The organism is Allobosea sp. AK1, from assembly GCF_006714945.1.
Classification (GTDB): domain Bacteria; phylum Pseudomonadota; class Alphaproteobacteria; order Rhizobiales; family Beijerinckiaceae; genus Allobosea; species Allobosea robiniae.
The window spans coordinates 415,666-429,702 of the sequence record NZ_VFMG01000001.1 but is presented as its reverse complement, the minus strand read 5'-3'; the positions used below and the strand labels follow the sequence as shown (position 1 = coordinate 429,702).

Annotated in this window: 13 protein-coding genes, 1 tRNA gene and 1 pseudogene; 4 read left to right on the top strand and 11 right to left on the bottom strand. The window is 61.8% G+C overall.

The window, feature by feature from the left end; all coding sequences use genetic code 11:
- Positions 1-64: 64 nt before the first annotated feature.
- Both FHT98_RS02150 and rlmB read right to left on the bottom strand, forming a co-directional pair.
- Complete coding sequence (locus FHT98_RS02150) at positions 65-1,723, bottom strand: MFS transporter (RefSeq protein ID WP_185745043.1); 1,659 nt, start codon at positions 1,721-1,723, stop codon at positions 65-67.
- A 275-nt stretch (positions 1,724-1,998) separates the two neighbouring features.
- Positions 1,999-2,799 (bottom strand): 23S rRNA (guanosine(2251)-2'-O)-methyltransferase RlmB, encoded by an 801-nt coding sequence (gene rlmB / locus FHT98_RS02145; RefSeq protein ID WP_142112084.1) that lies wholly within the window; start codon positions 2,797-2,799, stop codon positions 1,999-2,001.
- Between the two features lie 101 nt (positions 2,800-2,900).
- Between rlmB and FHT98_RS02140 the strand changes: the two genes are divergently transcribed.
- Positions 2,901-3,455, top strand: coding sequence for an AAA family ATPase (locus FHT98_RS02140; RefSeq protein ID WP_142115658.1), 555 nt, complete (start codon positions 2,901-2,903; stop codon positions 3,453-3,455).
- Positions 3,456-3,711: 256 nt separating this feature from the next.
- Positions 3,712-3,796 (top strand) — tRNA-Tyr (locus FHT98_RS02135).
- On the opposite strand, the gene FHT98_RS02130 is transcribed toward FHT98_RS02135, so the two are convergent.
- The 4 genes from FHT98_RS02130 to FHT98_RS02120 all read right to left on the bottom strand — a co-directional run bounded on the left by FHT98_RS02130 (position 3,759) and on the right by FHT98_RS02120 (position 5,844).
- Positions 3,759-4,178 (bottom strand): tyrosine-type recombinase/integrase, encoded by a 420-nt coding sequence (locus tag FHT98_RS02130; RefSeq protein ID WP_282568664.1) that lies wholly within the window; start codon positions 4,176-4,178, stop codon positions 3,759-3,761. The two genes, FHT98_RS02135 and FHT98_RS02130, sit on opposite strands and share 38 nt — an antisense overlap.
- Before the next feature lie 83 nt (positions 4,179-4,261).
- Positions 4,262-4,405: a hypothetical protein gene (locus tag FHT98_RS26075; protein WP_185745042.1), complete on the bottom strand. Its 144-nt coding sequence runs from the start codon at positions 4,403-4,405 to the stop codon at positions 4,262-4,264.
- Positions 4,402-4,659, bottom strand: a complete 258-nt coding sequence (locus FHT98_RS02125; RefSeq protein ID WP_142112080.1) for a recombinase RecT — start codon at positions 4,657-4,659, stop codon at positions 4,402-4,404. The genes FHT98_RS26075 and FHT98_RS02125 overlap by 4 nt, the downstream gene beginning before the upstream one ends.
- A 594-nt stretch (positions 4,660-5,253) precedes the next feature.
- Positions 5,254-5,844, bottom strand: a complete 591-nt coding sequence (locus FHT98_RS02120; protein ID WP_142112078.1) for an acyloxyacyl hydrolase — start codon at positions 5,842-5,844, stop codon at positions 5,254-5,256.
- 750 nt (positions 5,845-6,594) lie between these two features.
- Between FHT98_RS02120 and FHT98_RS26600 the strand changes: the two genes are divergently transcribed.
- Complete coding sequence (locus FHT98_RS26600; RefSeq protein WP_282568639.1) at positions 6,595-6,723, top strand: hypothetical protein; 129 nt, start codon at positions 6,595-6,597, stop codon at positions 6,721-6,723.
- A 90-nt stretch (positions 6,724-6,813) separates the two neighbouring features.
- On the opposite strand, the pseudogene FHT98_RS02110 reads toward FHT98_RS26600, so the two are convergent.
- Positions 6,814-7,066 (bottom strand): annotated as a pseudogene (locus tag FHT98_RS02110) (P27 family phage terminase small subunit).
- A 37-nt stretch (positions 7,067-7,103) separates the two neighbouring features.
- Here FHT98_RS02110 and FHT98_RS02105 point away from each other — a divergent pair.
- On the top strand, positions 7,104-8,222 hold the full coding sequence (locus tag FHT98_RS02105; protein ID WP_248309127.1) for a terminase large subunit: 1,119 nt from the start codon (positions 7,104-7,106) through the stop codon (positions 8,220-8,222).
- A gap of 102 nt (positions 8,223-8,324) precedes the next feature.
- Here FHT98_RS02105 and FHT98_RS02100 read toward each other — a convergent pair.
- The 4 genes from FHT98_RS02100 to FHT98_RS02085 all read right to left on the bottom strand — a co-directional run bounded on the left by FHT98_RS02100 (position 8,325) and on the right by FHT98_RS02085 (position 13,809).
- Positions 8,325-9,427 (bottom strand): IS3 family transposase gene (locus FHT98_RS02100; protein WP_142112072.1). Its coding sequence is split into 2 segments (ribosomal slippage): positions 8,325-9,166 and positions 9,166-9,427, totalling 1,104 coding nucleotides; the frame shifts between segments, so codons are not numbered across the junction.
- 171 nt (positions 9,428-9,598) lie between these two features.
- Positions 9,599-10,357 carry an FkbM family methyltransferase gene (locus FHT98_RS02095; RefSeq protein WP_142112070.1) on the bottom strand — a complete coding sequence of 253 codons (759 nt, stop codon included), beginning with the start codon at positions 10,355-10,357 and terminating at the stop codon, positions 9,599-9,601.
- Between the two features lie 114 nt (positions 10,358-10,471).
- Positions 10,472-11,971 (bottom strand): hypothetical protein, encoded by a 1,500-nt coding sequence (locus tag FHT98_RS02090; protein WP_142112068.1) that lies wholly within the window; start codon positions 11,969-11,971, stop codon positions 10,472-10,474.
- On the bottom strand, positions 11,965-13,809 hold the full coding sequence (locus FHT98_RS02085; protein WP_142112066.1) for an asparagine synthetase B family protein: 1,845 nt from the start codon (positions 13,807-13,809) through the stop codon (positions 11,965-11,967). Before FHT98_RS02085 ends, FHT98_RS02090 begins: the two co-directional genes overlap by 7 nt.
- Between the last annotated feature and the right edge of the window lie 228 nt (positions 13,810-14,037).

Sequence of the window (14,037 nt, the reverse complement as noted above, 5' to 3'; positions counted from 1 at the left end):
TATCTGTGCCCATGAAAAAGACCCCGCCTTGGGAGGCGGGGCCCGGATCGCCGCCAGGCGATGATCACTTCAGGATGTCGCGATCCTTGGTCTCCGGCAGGAAGAGCAGGCCGATCACGAAGGTGCCGAGCGCCACGATGATCGGATACCAGAGGCCCGAGAAGATGTTGCCGCTGGCCGCCACGATGGCGAAGGCGGTCGGAGGCAGGAAGCCGCCGAACCAGCCGTTGCCGATGTGGTAGGGCAGCGACATGCCGGAGTAGCGGATGCGGGTCGGGAAGAGCTCGACCAGCAGCGCGGCAATCGGGCCGTAGACCATGGTCACGAACACCACGAGGATGAACAGGATACCCGCGGCCTGCAGAGCGCGGCTGTCGGTCAGGACCTGACCGATGGTCGGCGTCTTCAGGATGGTCGGGTCACCGGCCTTGGGATAGCCGGCGGCCTGGGCGGCGGCGACGAGCTCGGCGGCCGTCGCCGGGGCGTCAGCTCCGTTGATCGAGGCCTTGAGCGGCGAGCCTGCCGGGCCAGCGACCAGATCGTAGTGGATCGAGTTGGTCGCCAGGGTGCGGCGGACGACGTCGCATGGCTTGGTGAAGGTGCGCACGCCGACGGGGTCGAAGAGCGTGCCGCACTGGGCTGGGTCGGAGGTGAGCACCAGCTTGACGGTCTCCGTCGCGGTGATGAGCTTCGGATTCGCGGTCTTCGCGAGCATCGTGAAGAGCGGGAAATAGGTCAGGGCGGCGATCAGGCAGCCGGCCAGCAGGATCGGCTTGCGGCCGATCTTGTCGGAGAGCCAACCGAACAGGATGAAGAACGGCGTGCCGGCGAGCAGCGAGAGCGCGATCAGCAGGTTGGCGGTGGTGCCGTCGATCTTCATCGTCTGGGTCAGGAAGAACAGCGCGTAGAACTGGCCGGTGTACCAGACGACCGCCTGGCCGGCGGTGCCACCGAACAGCGCGATGAGGCCGATCTTGGCATTCTGCCAGTTGCCGAAGGCTTCCGAGAGCGGGGCCTTCGAATGGGTGCCTTCTTCCTTCATCTTCACGAAGGCCGGCGATTCGGAGAGCTGGAGACGGATCCAGATCGAGAAGCCGAGCAGGATGATCGAGAGCAGGAACGGAATGCGCCAGCCCCAGGCCGCGAAGGCTTCCGGCGACATGCTGAGGCGCAGGGCGAGAATCACGATCAGGGACAGGAAGAGGCCGACCGTCGCGGTCGTCTGGATCCACGAGGTGTAGAAGCCGCGCCGGCCCATCGGAGCGTGCTCGGCGACATAGGTCGCGGCGCCGCCATATTCGCCGCCGAGCGCGAGGCCCTGCAGCAGGCGGCAGATGATGAAGGCGGCGGGCGCGAGATAGCCGATCGTCTGGAAGCTCGGCAGGAGGCCGACGACGAAGGTGGAGATGCCCATCACGGTCATCGTGACCAGGAAGGTGTATTTGCGGCCGATCATGTCGCCGAGGCGGCCGAAGAACAGGGCGCCGAAGGGGCGGACCGCGAAGCCCGCGGCGAAGCCGAACAGCACGAAGATGAACTTCGCCGTGTCGTTGTCGCCGGGCACGAAGGTCTGTGCAATGTTGGCGGCGAGCGAACCCGCCAGATAGAAGTCATACCACTCGAAGACCGTGCCGGCCGACGAGGCAATGATGACCTTCCGTTCCTCCTTGGTCATCGGACGGGGCGCTGCCCGCGAGTCCGATGCTTGCGATGCCATGCTCATGGCGTTTGTCTCCCCTGGTGAAGCCCTGAAGCCGGGCATGCCGGCAAGCCCATTTCGCGCGGTTCGCGTTCTAAAATGACGATGGCCGCGCTGCCGGAAGGCCGGTGAGTCCCGTCATTCCAGCTCGATTCAGAGGATTGCGCGCGGATTGTCGCAGGGGCAATCAGGCACTTGGTCGTGCACCGTTCGTCTATAAGACTATCGGTGAGGAGCGGATGCAGGCCGGAAAAGGACGGGTTAGCGCGCTTTTCAGCCTGGCGCGCCGCGCAGGTCGATCACTTGCGGCGGCTGGCCGCGTAAAGCGCGATCGCCGTCGCGTTCGAGACGTTGAGGCTGGTGATCGTGCCGGGCACTTCGAGCCGCGCGACATGGTCGCAAAGCTCTCGCGAGCGCTGGCGCAGGCCCTTGCCCTCGGCGCCCATCACCATCACCAGCGGGCGGCGCAGGGCGACGTCGTCGAGCGCGACATCGCCGTCCGAATCGAAGCCGATGCGCAGGAAGCCGCGCTTGCCAAGCGTATCGAGCGCATCGCCGAGATTGCGCACGGCGATCAGCGGCACATGCTCCAGCGCGCCGGAGGCCGATTTCGCCAGTACGCCGGTCGCCGCTGGAGAGTGCCGGATCGTGACGATCACGGCGGCTGCGGCGAAGGCCGCGGCAGAGCGCAGGATCGCGCCGACATTGTGCGGATCGGTGATCTGGTCGAGCGCCAGCACGACGCAATCGTCCGGCAGGCTGTCGAGATCGGGCGAGGGCAGGGGATCGCAGACGAGATAGAGGCCCTGATGCACCGAGTCGGGGGTGAGCAGCCGGTCGATCTCGGAGGGGCGCACGATCTCGGCTTCGAGCGGCAGGACCTCGACTTGCTCCTGCAGGCGCCGCAGGCCATTCTCCGTGGCGAGCAGACGCCTGTGGCGCCGCTGCGGATTCTTCAGCGCTTCGATGACGGGATGCACGCCGTAGAGCACGGCCTCGTCGATCTCGCCCGGCCGGTGCGGCGGCGGACCGTCGGGGCGGCGGGCGCCAGGTCTGCCTCCGGCGGGCCTGGCATGTTTCGGGCGGAACGGCGGAGCCATCGCTCTCTCCAGTGATTGCCGGATTGCCGTGCCACGACGCGGCGCGCTTGGCCAGCGCGAACCACCCTTTTGCCAACAGATCCGCGAGGACAGGAACCATGATGCCAGGCGAGACGGACAGGCTGATCGCGATCACCGGAGGGCCGGGTTCGGGCAAGACCAGCCTGATCGAAGCGCTGGCGGGGCGCGGTCACGCGGTGCGGCCCGAGGCCGGTCGCGCGATCATCCGCGACCAGCAGATAATCGGCGGCCGGGGGCTGCCCTGGGCCGATCCTGCCCTGTTCGCCGAGCTGATGCTGGCAGCCGACCTGCGCAGCCACGCCGAGGCGCTCGCGGGGCGGGAAAGCGTGTTCTTCGACCGCGGCGTGCCCGATATCGCCGGGTATCTGGCGCTCTGCGGCCTGCCGATTCCCGACCATGTCGAGCGGGCGGCGTGGCAGCTGCGCTATCGCCGCACCGTTTTCATCGCCCCGCCCTGGCGGGGCATCTTCGCGCAGGACGCCGAACGCAAGCAGGATTTCGCCGAGGCGGAGCGGACCCACGCGGTCATGGCCGAGACCTATCCCCGCTATGGCTATGAACTGATCGAACTGCCCCGTGCGAGTGTTGCCGAGCGGGTCGCCTTCATCGTCGGTCACGGGCATGCCGGGAATTGACCGGTTGTGGACTGATTTTTCGTATCTCTCGCGCGTTCGTTTCGCTCACCGCTCCGATTGGACGGTTGCCCTTGCGAGCCCTTCGGGCTCGGCCCCGCTTCGGCACGGCGCCCCATCACAACGAATTCGCGCCATCCGCCTTTTTGCCGTTGACAGGGCGCGGCCCGGTCACCATAAGTCCGGCCGCGCCTACCGGTCGTCGCGAAAGTGACATATCGGTGGCCCTGGGCTCACAGAGCCGATCAAGGGCGCAGGCGGGGGAATGTCCCGAGCGGCAAAGGGGGCGGACTGTAAATCCGCTGGCTATGCCTTCGCAGGTTCGAGTCCTGCTTCCCCCACCACCATTTTTCTAAGCATCTGATTTTCCTCTTTTTTGGCGACGTTACCCGCGCCTGGTGACAGGGTGCGGGAATAGGCGTTCTTTTTCGGTTCTGGGATCAGGAGCGAAGCGGCCTCTTCCGCGAGGCGTTGGCGGTTCGCATTCTTGGTGTAGAGAGCCGCCATCCCGCGACCGCTCCAGCCGAAAATCGCGTCGAGTTGAGCGTCGGATGCGCCTCGGTTGGCTGCACGCGTAGCCCCGGCTTTCCGAAGGCCATGGGCGCGGCCGGGAACGTCTGCTGCGACACAGGCCTCCGCGAACCAGTTGCCAAAGCTCTCTTTGGTCATGGCGGTGCCGTCTGGCTTGGCGATGAACACCATGTCGCCGGTCTTCGTGGCCTCGATCGATTTGGCCAGCCGCCGAAACCCTCAACGGGAAGAGGGGTAGGCGAAGCGAAGGTGTCCCGAGGCATTGGTAGCGCCATCCTTCATTTGGATGGCCCCGGAATGTCGCCGTGCGGCTCGGCCTGCGGGTCGGCACCGTAGATGCGGCGGTCGAGCGCGCGCCAAATCAGCCAACCGATTCCGATCAGGACGATGAGCGCCGCGGCGATGTGATCGTAGTCGGTCACGAGAGCCTCCCGAGCCAATGATTGCCGAGAGCTCGCTCGATGCAGTGAAGAGCTTCGCCCTCCCATGCCGTCATCTCGGCCGCTCGGCTGCGGTCAACCTCCTCGGCTGCGTAGACGTTGCTGAAGTCGTCTGGCCATGCCTTGCGCAGCGCCAGCGCCTCGGCGACCTTCGCCAGCATGAGCCGGGGCATCTTTCCCCACTGGCCGGAGGTGTCGAGCTTCGCGCGAACCTCGCCTATCGGCTTCTTCTTCAACTTCGGCTTGCCGCTGTCCGGCCAGAACTCGCCGGTCTCGACCCACTCGAAGTCGTCGGCTGATTTCTTGATCGGGGCGTACTCGTCCCAATAGGCGGACGCCGTGACCTTGTGCCAGGCACCGTGCGAGTGCTTCCAGACGCGTACGGTCCTCGTCTACACCGGGCCACGCTGCGAGGCGAAGGCTGCGGCCGGATTGGAGGAAGCGGGTTGCCGAACATTCTGGCCGAGCAGCCGGAAGGTTGTGACGGTCGGCGCTCGAACGACGTTTGATGGCGATGTTGGCACCTTCACGCGGTATCTGTTCGCGTCTGGGCCGTTGCTGGCGGGACAGGGCGATCCCCAGCGCTTCGTCGTCAAGGGAAATCCCTCGCGACCTTCGCCGCGACTGCCAGGAACGAGGGAAAGAAGCCCAAGGACATCGGCCTTAAGGCGACCCCTGATACGAAAGGGCTACCAACCGATCCGAAGAAGAAAGCCGACGCTGCGACAAAGGTGCTGCGGGAAGGCGTCCTTCACAAGGATCAGGGAGTCGATGAGGCAGTTGACGCCCTGCCTGACCGCACGCGGGACGTCAAACCACCGAGATAATTCTTAGAACGTGTAGCCGACGCGCACGCCGTAGTTCGTCAGGCCCTGATTGGCATGGCACAGATTGGCGTTCGAGATGTGCTCGACGGTCGCCATGATTGACCAGTTCTCGCTGAAGCGGTAGCCGACCGAGCCGGTGCCTCGTATCAGGGGAGAGCAGCCTAGGCTCAGGCGATCGGGCACCCGGAAGCGGCCGGTCTCACCCGTGTGAAATCCGGCACCGACGCTGCCCTCAATGAACACCTTCGGCGTGATGTCGTAGGTCCAAGTGAAACCGGCATAGAACTGGCCGGTATCGCCTGCCGTGTTGATCGTGGTGCCGAGATGCAGCCGGGGCACGAGGAACGCCATCAGCGGGTCCGCTGGCAAGATCGGCTTCGAGAACAGGATCTCGCCGTTGATGTCGACGGAGCCATCTTCATGAGTTCCGAGCGCATGAGCAAACACGCCACTCCGGATCTCGGAGATCAGGGAGCGCGCCACCACTGGCGGAGCGTAAGCTAGCGGGTTGGCAAGATCAGCGGCGTCTGCATCGAATGCGAGGCCAGCAGACACGCATAGGCACAAAGCGAGACAGGTCAGCAAACGGCTCATGAGTGGCGTTCCCAGCGAACCCCCGTGGAAAGCTTATCGACGGTAGTTCGTTAGGAGATTGCTAACCATAATCCGCCCACCCGAATGCACGGTTTTGTGGCAAAGGCGCCGCAGCCTAGCGGTCGGCCGCGGTCTGAGCGGTCAGGACTGATCCGATGCCATCTCTACCACCCCGGCATCGCCTTGCCCGCATCTCGCCTGTCACGCAACGCAAAACAAGTCGACGAGCGCAGAGGTTCAGCGCGGGACCGTGGCTACTCCGCGCGGTGGGATAGAGCCAGCCTCGCCTTCAAGGCTCAGCATCCGCTCTGCGTAGGCTGTGAGGCCAGAGGCAGGACAGTCCCGGCCGAGATCGTCGACCACATCGTCCCGCATCGAGGCGATCAGGGTCTCTTCTGGGACGTCGGCAACTGGCAATCCTGTTGTCGCATCTGCCGCGACAGAGTGAAGGCCAGGCTAGAGGTCATGTGGCACAGAGGCGAGATAGGAGCCTCGGCCCTTCGCCTCACCAGCAAGCGGGCAATGGCCATCGGACGCGAAGTGTTCGGCGAGATTGCGCAGACGCAATAGGGGGCGGGGATGTCCAAATTTCAGTGCTTCCCCTCTCAGGACCGCGTGCCCCGTCATCTTTCTGCGCGTGCAAAACCAAGCTGATTTGTCGCTTGCCTCAGTGCAGGGTGAATTCTCATGGCGCGACCGCGCAAACCCTCTCACCCGAAGGTCGTACCGGGCACGGCGCAGAAGTGTCGGATGAACCCGGACGAGCCGGAAGCTCCGAAGGGTGCTCCTGATGCGCCGCTGTGGTTGTCGAGTCGGGCGACCGAGATCTTCGCCGGCCTGTGCGCGACGATCTTCGAGGCAAGCAGGTCATTGAGATGAGGCTGGCACGATAGCCGTACCCATCGGCAGGCCGGAATTTTCTGGTCTACGACATCGCGAGCGTAGCGCTCGGCGATGCCCGCGAAATTCTTAGCCACCGCCCATCAGAGCCTTGAAGGGATTGTCATCGGTCTTCTTGCTGGCCGAGACCTTCGACCGCGCCGACGGCGTGAGGCCCAGCTCGGACAGCAGCGCATGAGCATGACGCATCGCTCCTCTGCGCGACCATGGGATTCGGGCGGATCATCCGCTCGCCGGCGGCATTCGATGTACCGTAGGTCCGACCCTCGTCCTCGACGCGGGCGGTCGCGATCTCGACTTCTTCCAATCGGCTCGCCGCCATCGCGATCATGTTCTGATCGGCCGTCGAGAGATAGCCCATGCTGTCGACCGCCGTCTTCCTGTATCGGTTCTGTGCCAAGGCTGCCGCGAAGCCATGCCGCTTCATCGAACTGCTGCCGCACACTAAGGGGGAGTGGGCGGCGAAAGGCGAGCGGCTCATTCTCTCGCCGTGGCAGGTCTTCAAGACCGCGGCCTTATTCGGGTGGCCGAGGAAGTCGGACGGATACCGCCGCTTCCGGAAGGCAATCATTCTCGAACCCCGCAAGAACGGGAAGTCCGCATGGGCGGCCGCGATCGGGCTCTACATGCTGACGATGGACGGCGAGCACGGCGCGGAGGTGTATTCCGGCGCCGCTACTGAGAAACAGGCCTGGGAGGTGTTTCGCCCCGCTCGCCTGATGGCGCTGAAATCGCCACAGCTAGCAAGCGCGGTCGGCCTCACGGTCAATGCTTCGAACCTGCACATGCTCGGCAACGAGAGCCGGTTTGAGCCGCTGATCGGCAAGCCCGGTGACGGCTCCTCGCCGCACTGCGCTCTGATCGACGAGTACCACGAGCACGAGACCGACGACATGGTCTCGACCATGGAAACCGGCATGGGAGCGCGCGAGCAGCCGCTCATGCTGATCATCACCACCGCCGGCGCCAACGTCGCCGGGCCTTGCTACCAGATGGTGACGGAAGCGCGCCGGATGCTGGACGGGATCACTGACGATCCCGAACTCTTCGCGCTGATGTACGGGATCGACGGCCCGCACGGGAAACCTGAGGACGAGGACTACCAGCCGGGCGACGACTGGACGAAGCCAGAGACGCTGCGCAAGGCGAACCCGAACTTCGATGTCTCGGTGAAGGGCGAGTTCCTGCTATCGCAGCAGCGCGACGCGATCAACAACGCCCGCAAGGCGAGTGCCTTTCGGACCAAGCATCTCAACGAGTGGGTGTTCGCGAAGGACGCCTATTTCAACATTGCTAAGTGGATGGCCTGCGGGGATCCTGATCTTCGCATGGAGGATTTCGCCGGGATGCCGCACGATGGGGCTCGATCTGGCGAGCAAGGTCGACATCGCTGCGGCGGTGTTGCTCTTTCGAAAGCCGACGGGCGGGTTCCCCGCGTTCGGCAAGTTCTACCTGCCGGAGAAGACGATCGAGCTTGAGCCGACCGGGAACTATGCGACATGGGAGCGCGCCGGCCGCCTGATCCAGATGATTCGAGACCATTTGCTGGACCGCCGGAGGCTGGAGTTTCCGGCCTTCGATCACGGCGGTGGGCTGGGTGCTCCGCCGGGATTTTGCAGCAGGATCGGAGGCTTGTTGCCGATGGCCCCGTGCGGCCGATCCTCGTTGTAGTATTTGACCCAAGCCTCCATCTTTTCGGCGGCATCCGCAAGCGTCAGGAACCAATGCGTGTTCAGGCATTCACTGCGGAAGCGCCCATTGAACGCCTCGATGAAGGCATTGTCCGTCGGCTTTCCCGGGCGCGAGAAGTCGAGCGTGACGCCCTTGGCATAGGCCCACAGGTCAAGGTCGCGGCTGACGAACTCGGAACCCTGATCGACCCGGATCGTCTTCGGATAGCCCAGTTTTGCGCAGACCTTTTCCAGTGTGGCGACGACGTCCTCGGCCCGGTAGCTGAAGCGGGAATCGGCCGCCGGCGAGAAGCGCGAGAAGGTGTCGACCACCGTCAGAACCCGGATCTTGCGACCTGTGGCGAGCTGATCATGGACAAAGTCCATTGCCCAGACATCGTTCGGCCGCGTCGCCGGCGCGCGATCCTCGCGCAGCTTCGCCTTGACCCGGCGCTTGGGTGTCTTGTTCCTGAGCTGCAATCCTAACTCATTGTAGATCCTTCGAATCCGCTTCTGATTGACATGCCAGCCCTCGCGCCGCAGCAGCACGTCGACGCGGCGATAGCCATAACGGACGCGGGTCTCGCAGATCGCCTTGATCCGGGCTGCCAAGGGGGCCTGGTCGGGCCGGCACGATTTGTAGTGGTAGCTCGACGTGTCGAACTCGAGGACCGCACAGGCCCGCCGGATCGACACCTGCCACTCGCCACACATCACGCCAACGAGCTCGCGCTTGCGACCAGGCCTCAGAGCTTTCGGCGGATGACGTCCTGCAGCATCTCACGGTCCAGCGCGAGGTCGGCGACGAGCTTGCGCAGCTTCGCGTTCTCGTCCTCGAGCTGCTTCAGCCGGCGCATCTCGGCCGGCAGGAGCCCGTCGTACTTCTTCTTCCAGTTGAAATAGGTCGCCTGGCTGATTCCCGCCCGCCGGCAGATCTCCGCCACCGGAATCCCATCCGCACCCTGCTTCAGGATGAACGCCTTCTGCGCGTCCGAGAACTTCGAATCCTTCATCGTCTTCCGCTCCTCCCAGCCCATGGGAAACGACGCGGAAAACTCTAACCCAAAGCGATCCAGTTTTAAGGGCTCAGATCACCTCATCTGCTCTTGAGCCTTCTGGAGACCGGATTAATTGGCGCAAAAGTACAAGAGCTTTGTCATATTCGGCCTCGCTATCAATCGAGATCATTTGGACCCCTCGCTCTGAATTGATTTAAAAAATTCGACCTTCTCCGACGGGACAATTTCGTAGGTAGGCGAGGCGTTGAAGACGGCGCCGGTCAACTCATAGTCGAACGCCCTGAGCTCCTTCATGAGAACTTCCAATGCTTCATCATCGTGCGCCTCAATGTAAAGGGCAGGCCGATCTTCTGACAGGATGCGCTTTGCTCCGCGTAGAGCCGCAGGCTCGCCGCCCTCAATGTCCATCTTGATAAGCCCGACGCCGGGCGGGACAACGTCGTCCAATTTAACAGCCGCGGCCGCCCGCTTGGGATAATGGCTGAGCAGTTGATAGGTGTACTTGAGCATCCCCGGGCGGTCCGAGACGGCGAAGGGGACGACCGATACCTTGTGCTGATACCCATTCAGCCTAGCTATATCCAGACATGTTCCGACGTGCTCGGCGACAGGTTCGAAGGCGAAGATATGGCTCGCGTGCGTTTTGTGCGCGAAGAAGGCGAGGTGGTTTCCGATGTTAGCGCCAACATCAAGATAGATACCCTGGATATCAGCCTGCCAAATGTGAACGAGCAAGTTGGCCTCGTAAAAGATGCCTTTCAGAAGATGCTCGGCAATTCGGCCCTGACCATTGAGGTATGCGGGGACCTTTAACCTGTGGGAGTAGACCGAACGCCGCTCTCGGGGGGAGAGCCGCCGCTTGCGATCGAGCGGCGGCGTCAGGTCATTTATCATCGGTCCCTCGACGCGCGTTATTGTAGCCATTTTGTCACTCCACTTGAACGCCGTTGCTTTGCTTGATCGGCTGACCGTGCGCAAGAGGCGGTTTGCCGGTAGGAGGCGTTATCGACTTGCCGTAGGTGCAGCCAACCCGAACGTCTAGCAAGATTTGACGCCGACACGTACTAGCCGCCGATCCACCCCGGGCGCGCATTGCACTGATCCAGCATCGTTATCGATCTGTATCGGGGCAACGAGCTGGCCGCTCCGCACGTCGAGCACGCCTTTTCCGCCTTCAAAGTTGCCGCGGCGGATCTTGATATTCCCGATTTCCTGATCGGCTCCATCTACGCCGACGTTAGCTCCACCTGCGCCGCGGCCATTTACCGTTTCGAAAATGATGTTCTTGGCTTGCCCGCGGGCATAGTTAGCCTGCGGCGTGGTATTGATCCAGATGTGATGCCGGACGGGCTTTTCCGAATCTAGCCGGCCAAAGCGGGCTTCAGTAACGCAGGAAAGATGGACTGCATCGTGACTGGACGTGCCATCTAGCGCCTCTCGCACCCCGATCGAAATGTAGTCGGAGCTAAATCCGTCAACGCATTCCAAGAGAACGCCCTGTTCGTTCGTGCTTGGGGCGTTTCCGAAGTGGCAATCGTATATCTCGGCCCTCTTCAAGATGACGTTGCGCGCTCGAGAGCCATCTACGCCTGGCTTGCACTTGAAGCCCGATCGAAGCGAGCGCCTCGATTTGAAGCTCTGAATGTCCACATTGGCAGTCTCTTGCTCGAATGTATCCTTTGTCGGGCCACCCAACCTCATCCCGTGTGAGGGGGTGTCATTCGCTTCGATTTGCCGAAAGACGAGGTCTTGTACGCCACTGCAAAGAATTGCGTTGCCTCCGACCTCGCCTGATTGAGCGCCGTCCGCTAGCTCGGACTGACGAACATCGTCAACAACGCCTGACCTAACATTTCGGAGGTATAGGCCGAGCACTGCCTTTCGGAAGCGACATGTCCCTATAGAAATGTCACGCAGCGGGTTGGGCTGTCCGGCTGCCACGGCGAATTGGGTGAAGAGAACGACAGAGTCGATATTGTACGATTCGATCCTGCCAAGACTGAAATGTCCGGCCTGATCGTCTGCCACAGTCCGCTTGTTTTGGTTGCCAACAAACAGGACTGCTGCGTCCAGGTCGGAGGACTTGTTCTTCATCCGGCGGGCGGCTCTTAGGCCAATCGCTTCTATGTGGGCGCGATCATAGAAGCGCAGGAGGCGACTGAAGCCTGCGCCTTCGCCGATCTCGACATCTAGGTGATCGACTAAAGCATCGGTTCCGAATGTCAGCAGATAGCGCCCGCGGGGCACTGGCTTGGTTCGCAAAAAGCGGGCACCGTCCAGTATTAACTGGCAGGCGTCGGGCATCTCGATCGCGGTATCCCCGTCAATGCGGTAGACATCGCCCCTGTTGCCTCGAATGGGCACATTCGGCTGCTGCAGCGCTTGTCGGGCAAGAGCTTTCCAACCCTCCGTCTCGTCGGTTAGACCGTTGCCGCCAATTCCGAAGTCTCTGACGTTTACAGGGGCATAAGCCGTAGCGCGCGCCGCGAATGCGATGCCCCCCAGGCCCACGAGAAACTCACGGCGCGTTCCTACCATCTGATGTCGTATATCGCCGCCGCGACACCAACGCGATCAAGGAAGGCATTAATCGCGAACTGCTCATTATGCCCCTTGCCTGATAAATCCGATGGGCGGCCCAGCGCTCGCAGCGAAATTTCGGCTTGAAGATCGGCGGTTAAGCAGGGCCTTACATCCGCCCAAACTCGACTATCCATGACGAGTTCAGCGATTTGCCTTTTGCGTTCAACAGCAGGGAAGTTATCGGCGTCCCGCTGCAGGGCGCTCTGCGGCGTCGTAAGGTGCGTAAACTTGTTAGCCTGTTGCGGGACCCGCTTTTCATAGCCAGCGTCAAAGTTGTGATCGCTGTCGACAAAGTTCGTCCGTCCGTGGTCACGGTCGAAACGCCAAATTTCGCCGAAAAGAGGGATGTCCGCGACTGACGGCGCGAGCTTTGTGATCGCGCCGAATACCACACGCTCCGAGATGCGATCATAGACACTGAGGGCGGCGGCGAACTGTGCTATGCGCTCGTCCAAGAGCGGATAACACATCATCGTCTTAGAAGTCAGTTCCAACGCGCTTGGCGCGCTGAATAGGCCAAGACGATAATCCCTGTTTGAGAGAAAGAGATTGTCGAGCGGCTCTCGAGCTATCGCCGGCAGCTTCTTTTGTAAGTATTCATTCAAAGCGCGCGTAGTCGTCTCCGAGGCGTGGCGCGTGACATACGGTGATATGAACGCCGATCTGATGAATTTTTCAATGTAATCGCCATCCTGCTTCATCGTTCTGGCAAAGCCGCCGCGCAGAAGGTGCCCATGTCCGTGAAACGATGATCGCGCGGCTGTGAAGCTCAGATCCGAATCATAATGGTATTGGTGGGCAAATGATGTCCCAAGGCCATCCGAGTGCTTGAGGGCGTTAGTGAGCGCCTTGAGGGGATCTGTGACAATACGCTGCGTCTTGTAAGTGAACGAGAACCCGGCTTCTCCAGCGACGAGGCTTGCAGTCTCGCCTTCTCCCGTGGTGTCATTGCCAAATGTGAAGGCGGTTACACCGTCGATCCCGAGGCCTCGGAACGCTGACGAGATGGTGCGGCTATCCTTGCCTCCGGACAAAAATAGCGAAGCTGGCGTAACTTGGGCAACCCAACAGGCCCCGCGCAACAATTGCGCCAGCGCCTCCGATTTTTCCTCCAGCGAACGGGTTTGAGGGATGTTATCAATCCGCGGCGTCGGATGGTTGACTGCTGAATAGCAGCCATTCTGTAGCAGGGCTGCGGTGGACGGCTGGAGCGCTACCGTGTTTGGGTAGGGCGTTTCACCGTCAAAGGCAAAGGCAGACGATATGTATTTCGGGAGATAATCCGATGCCGGCCTGTACCCGGTCGAGAGCGTCGAGGCTGCGTAGGTAAACCGCGGCCGGTTCCCAGACACGCAGAATCCATCTCGATTTTTGGATATGAAGGTCGTGATTGCAGAAGGCACGGTGCTCCACGACATGGCCGACTTAGCGTCTGCGGCTATCCAAACCCACGCTGCCACACCGCCAGGACTTTGGTCGAACGAAAGTTGTCCGCTGTTGACCTTTGAAATTTTGGAAATGCCGTTCTCCGGACCGAGGATGTCGCGCGCGGCGTAGTTGCTACAAAAGAAAGTTCCATTTGGACATTCAGTGTGGCCGGGGTTCACATTCTTTGCATGGTGAGCCGCATAAGGTGCGGCCCAATAGCAAAGTAAGTATTCGTCTGATGGCTGAACGACCACCGGGGCTGTGCTGAAACCGGGCGGTAGAAGCGACGAAGCCGAAGCAATGAATGAATGAATTTCGGGCAGGTATGCCGGGTTCTTTATCGAAAAAAGCAGATAGGCGTACATTTAGCTTCGCTGGCCTCCCATCAAACCCCAGTTTGAACTTCTGCGTCATCTGACGGTCTCCCGCAAGATGGCTCGGCGGCATTTTGAGCGCCGATAGGAATGTCCTGCATTCTGCCAGGCGATCGACGATCACTGGCGAGGCACCTCGACGGCTCGCCTGACAGCCGCTTTCGGGCGGCATTTTCACATCCGGAGCATCGCAAGCACCATCACGCTCACGAGATTGAT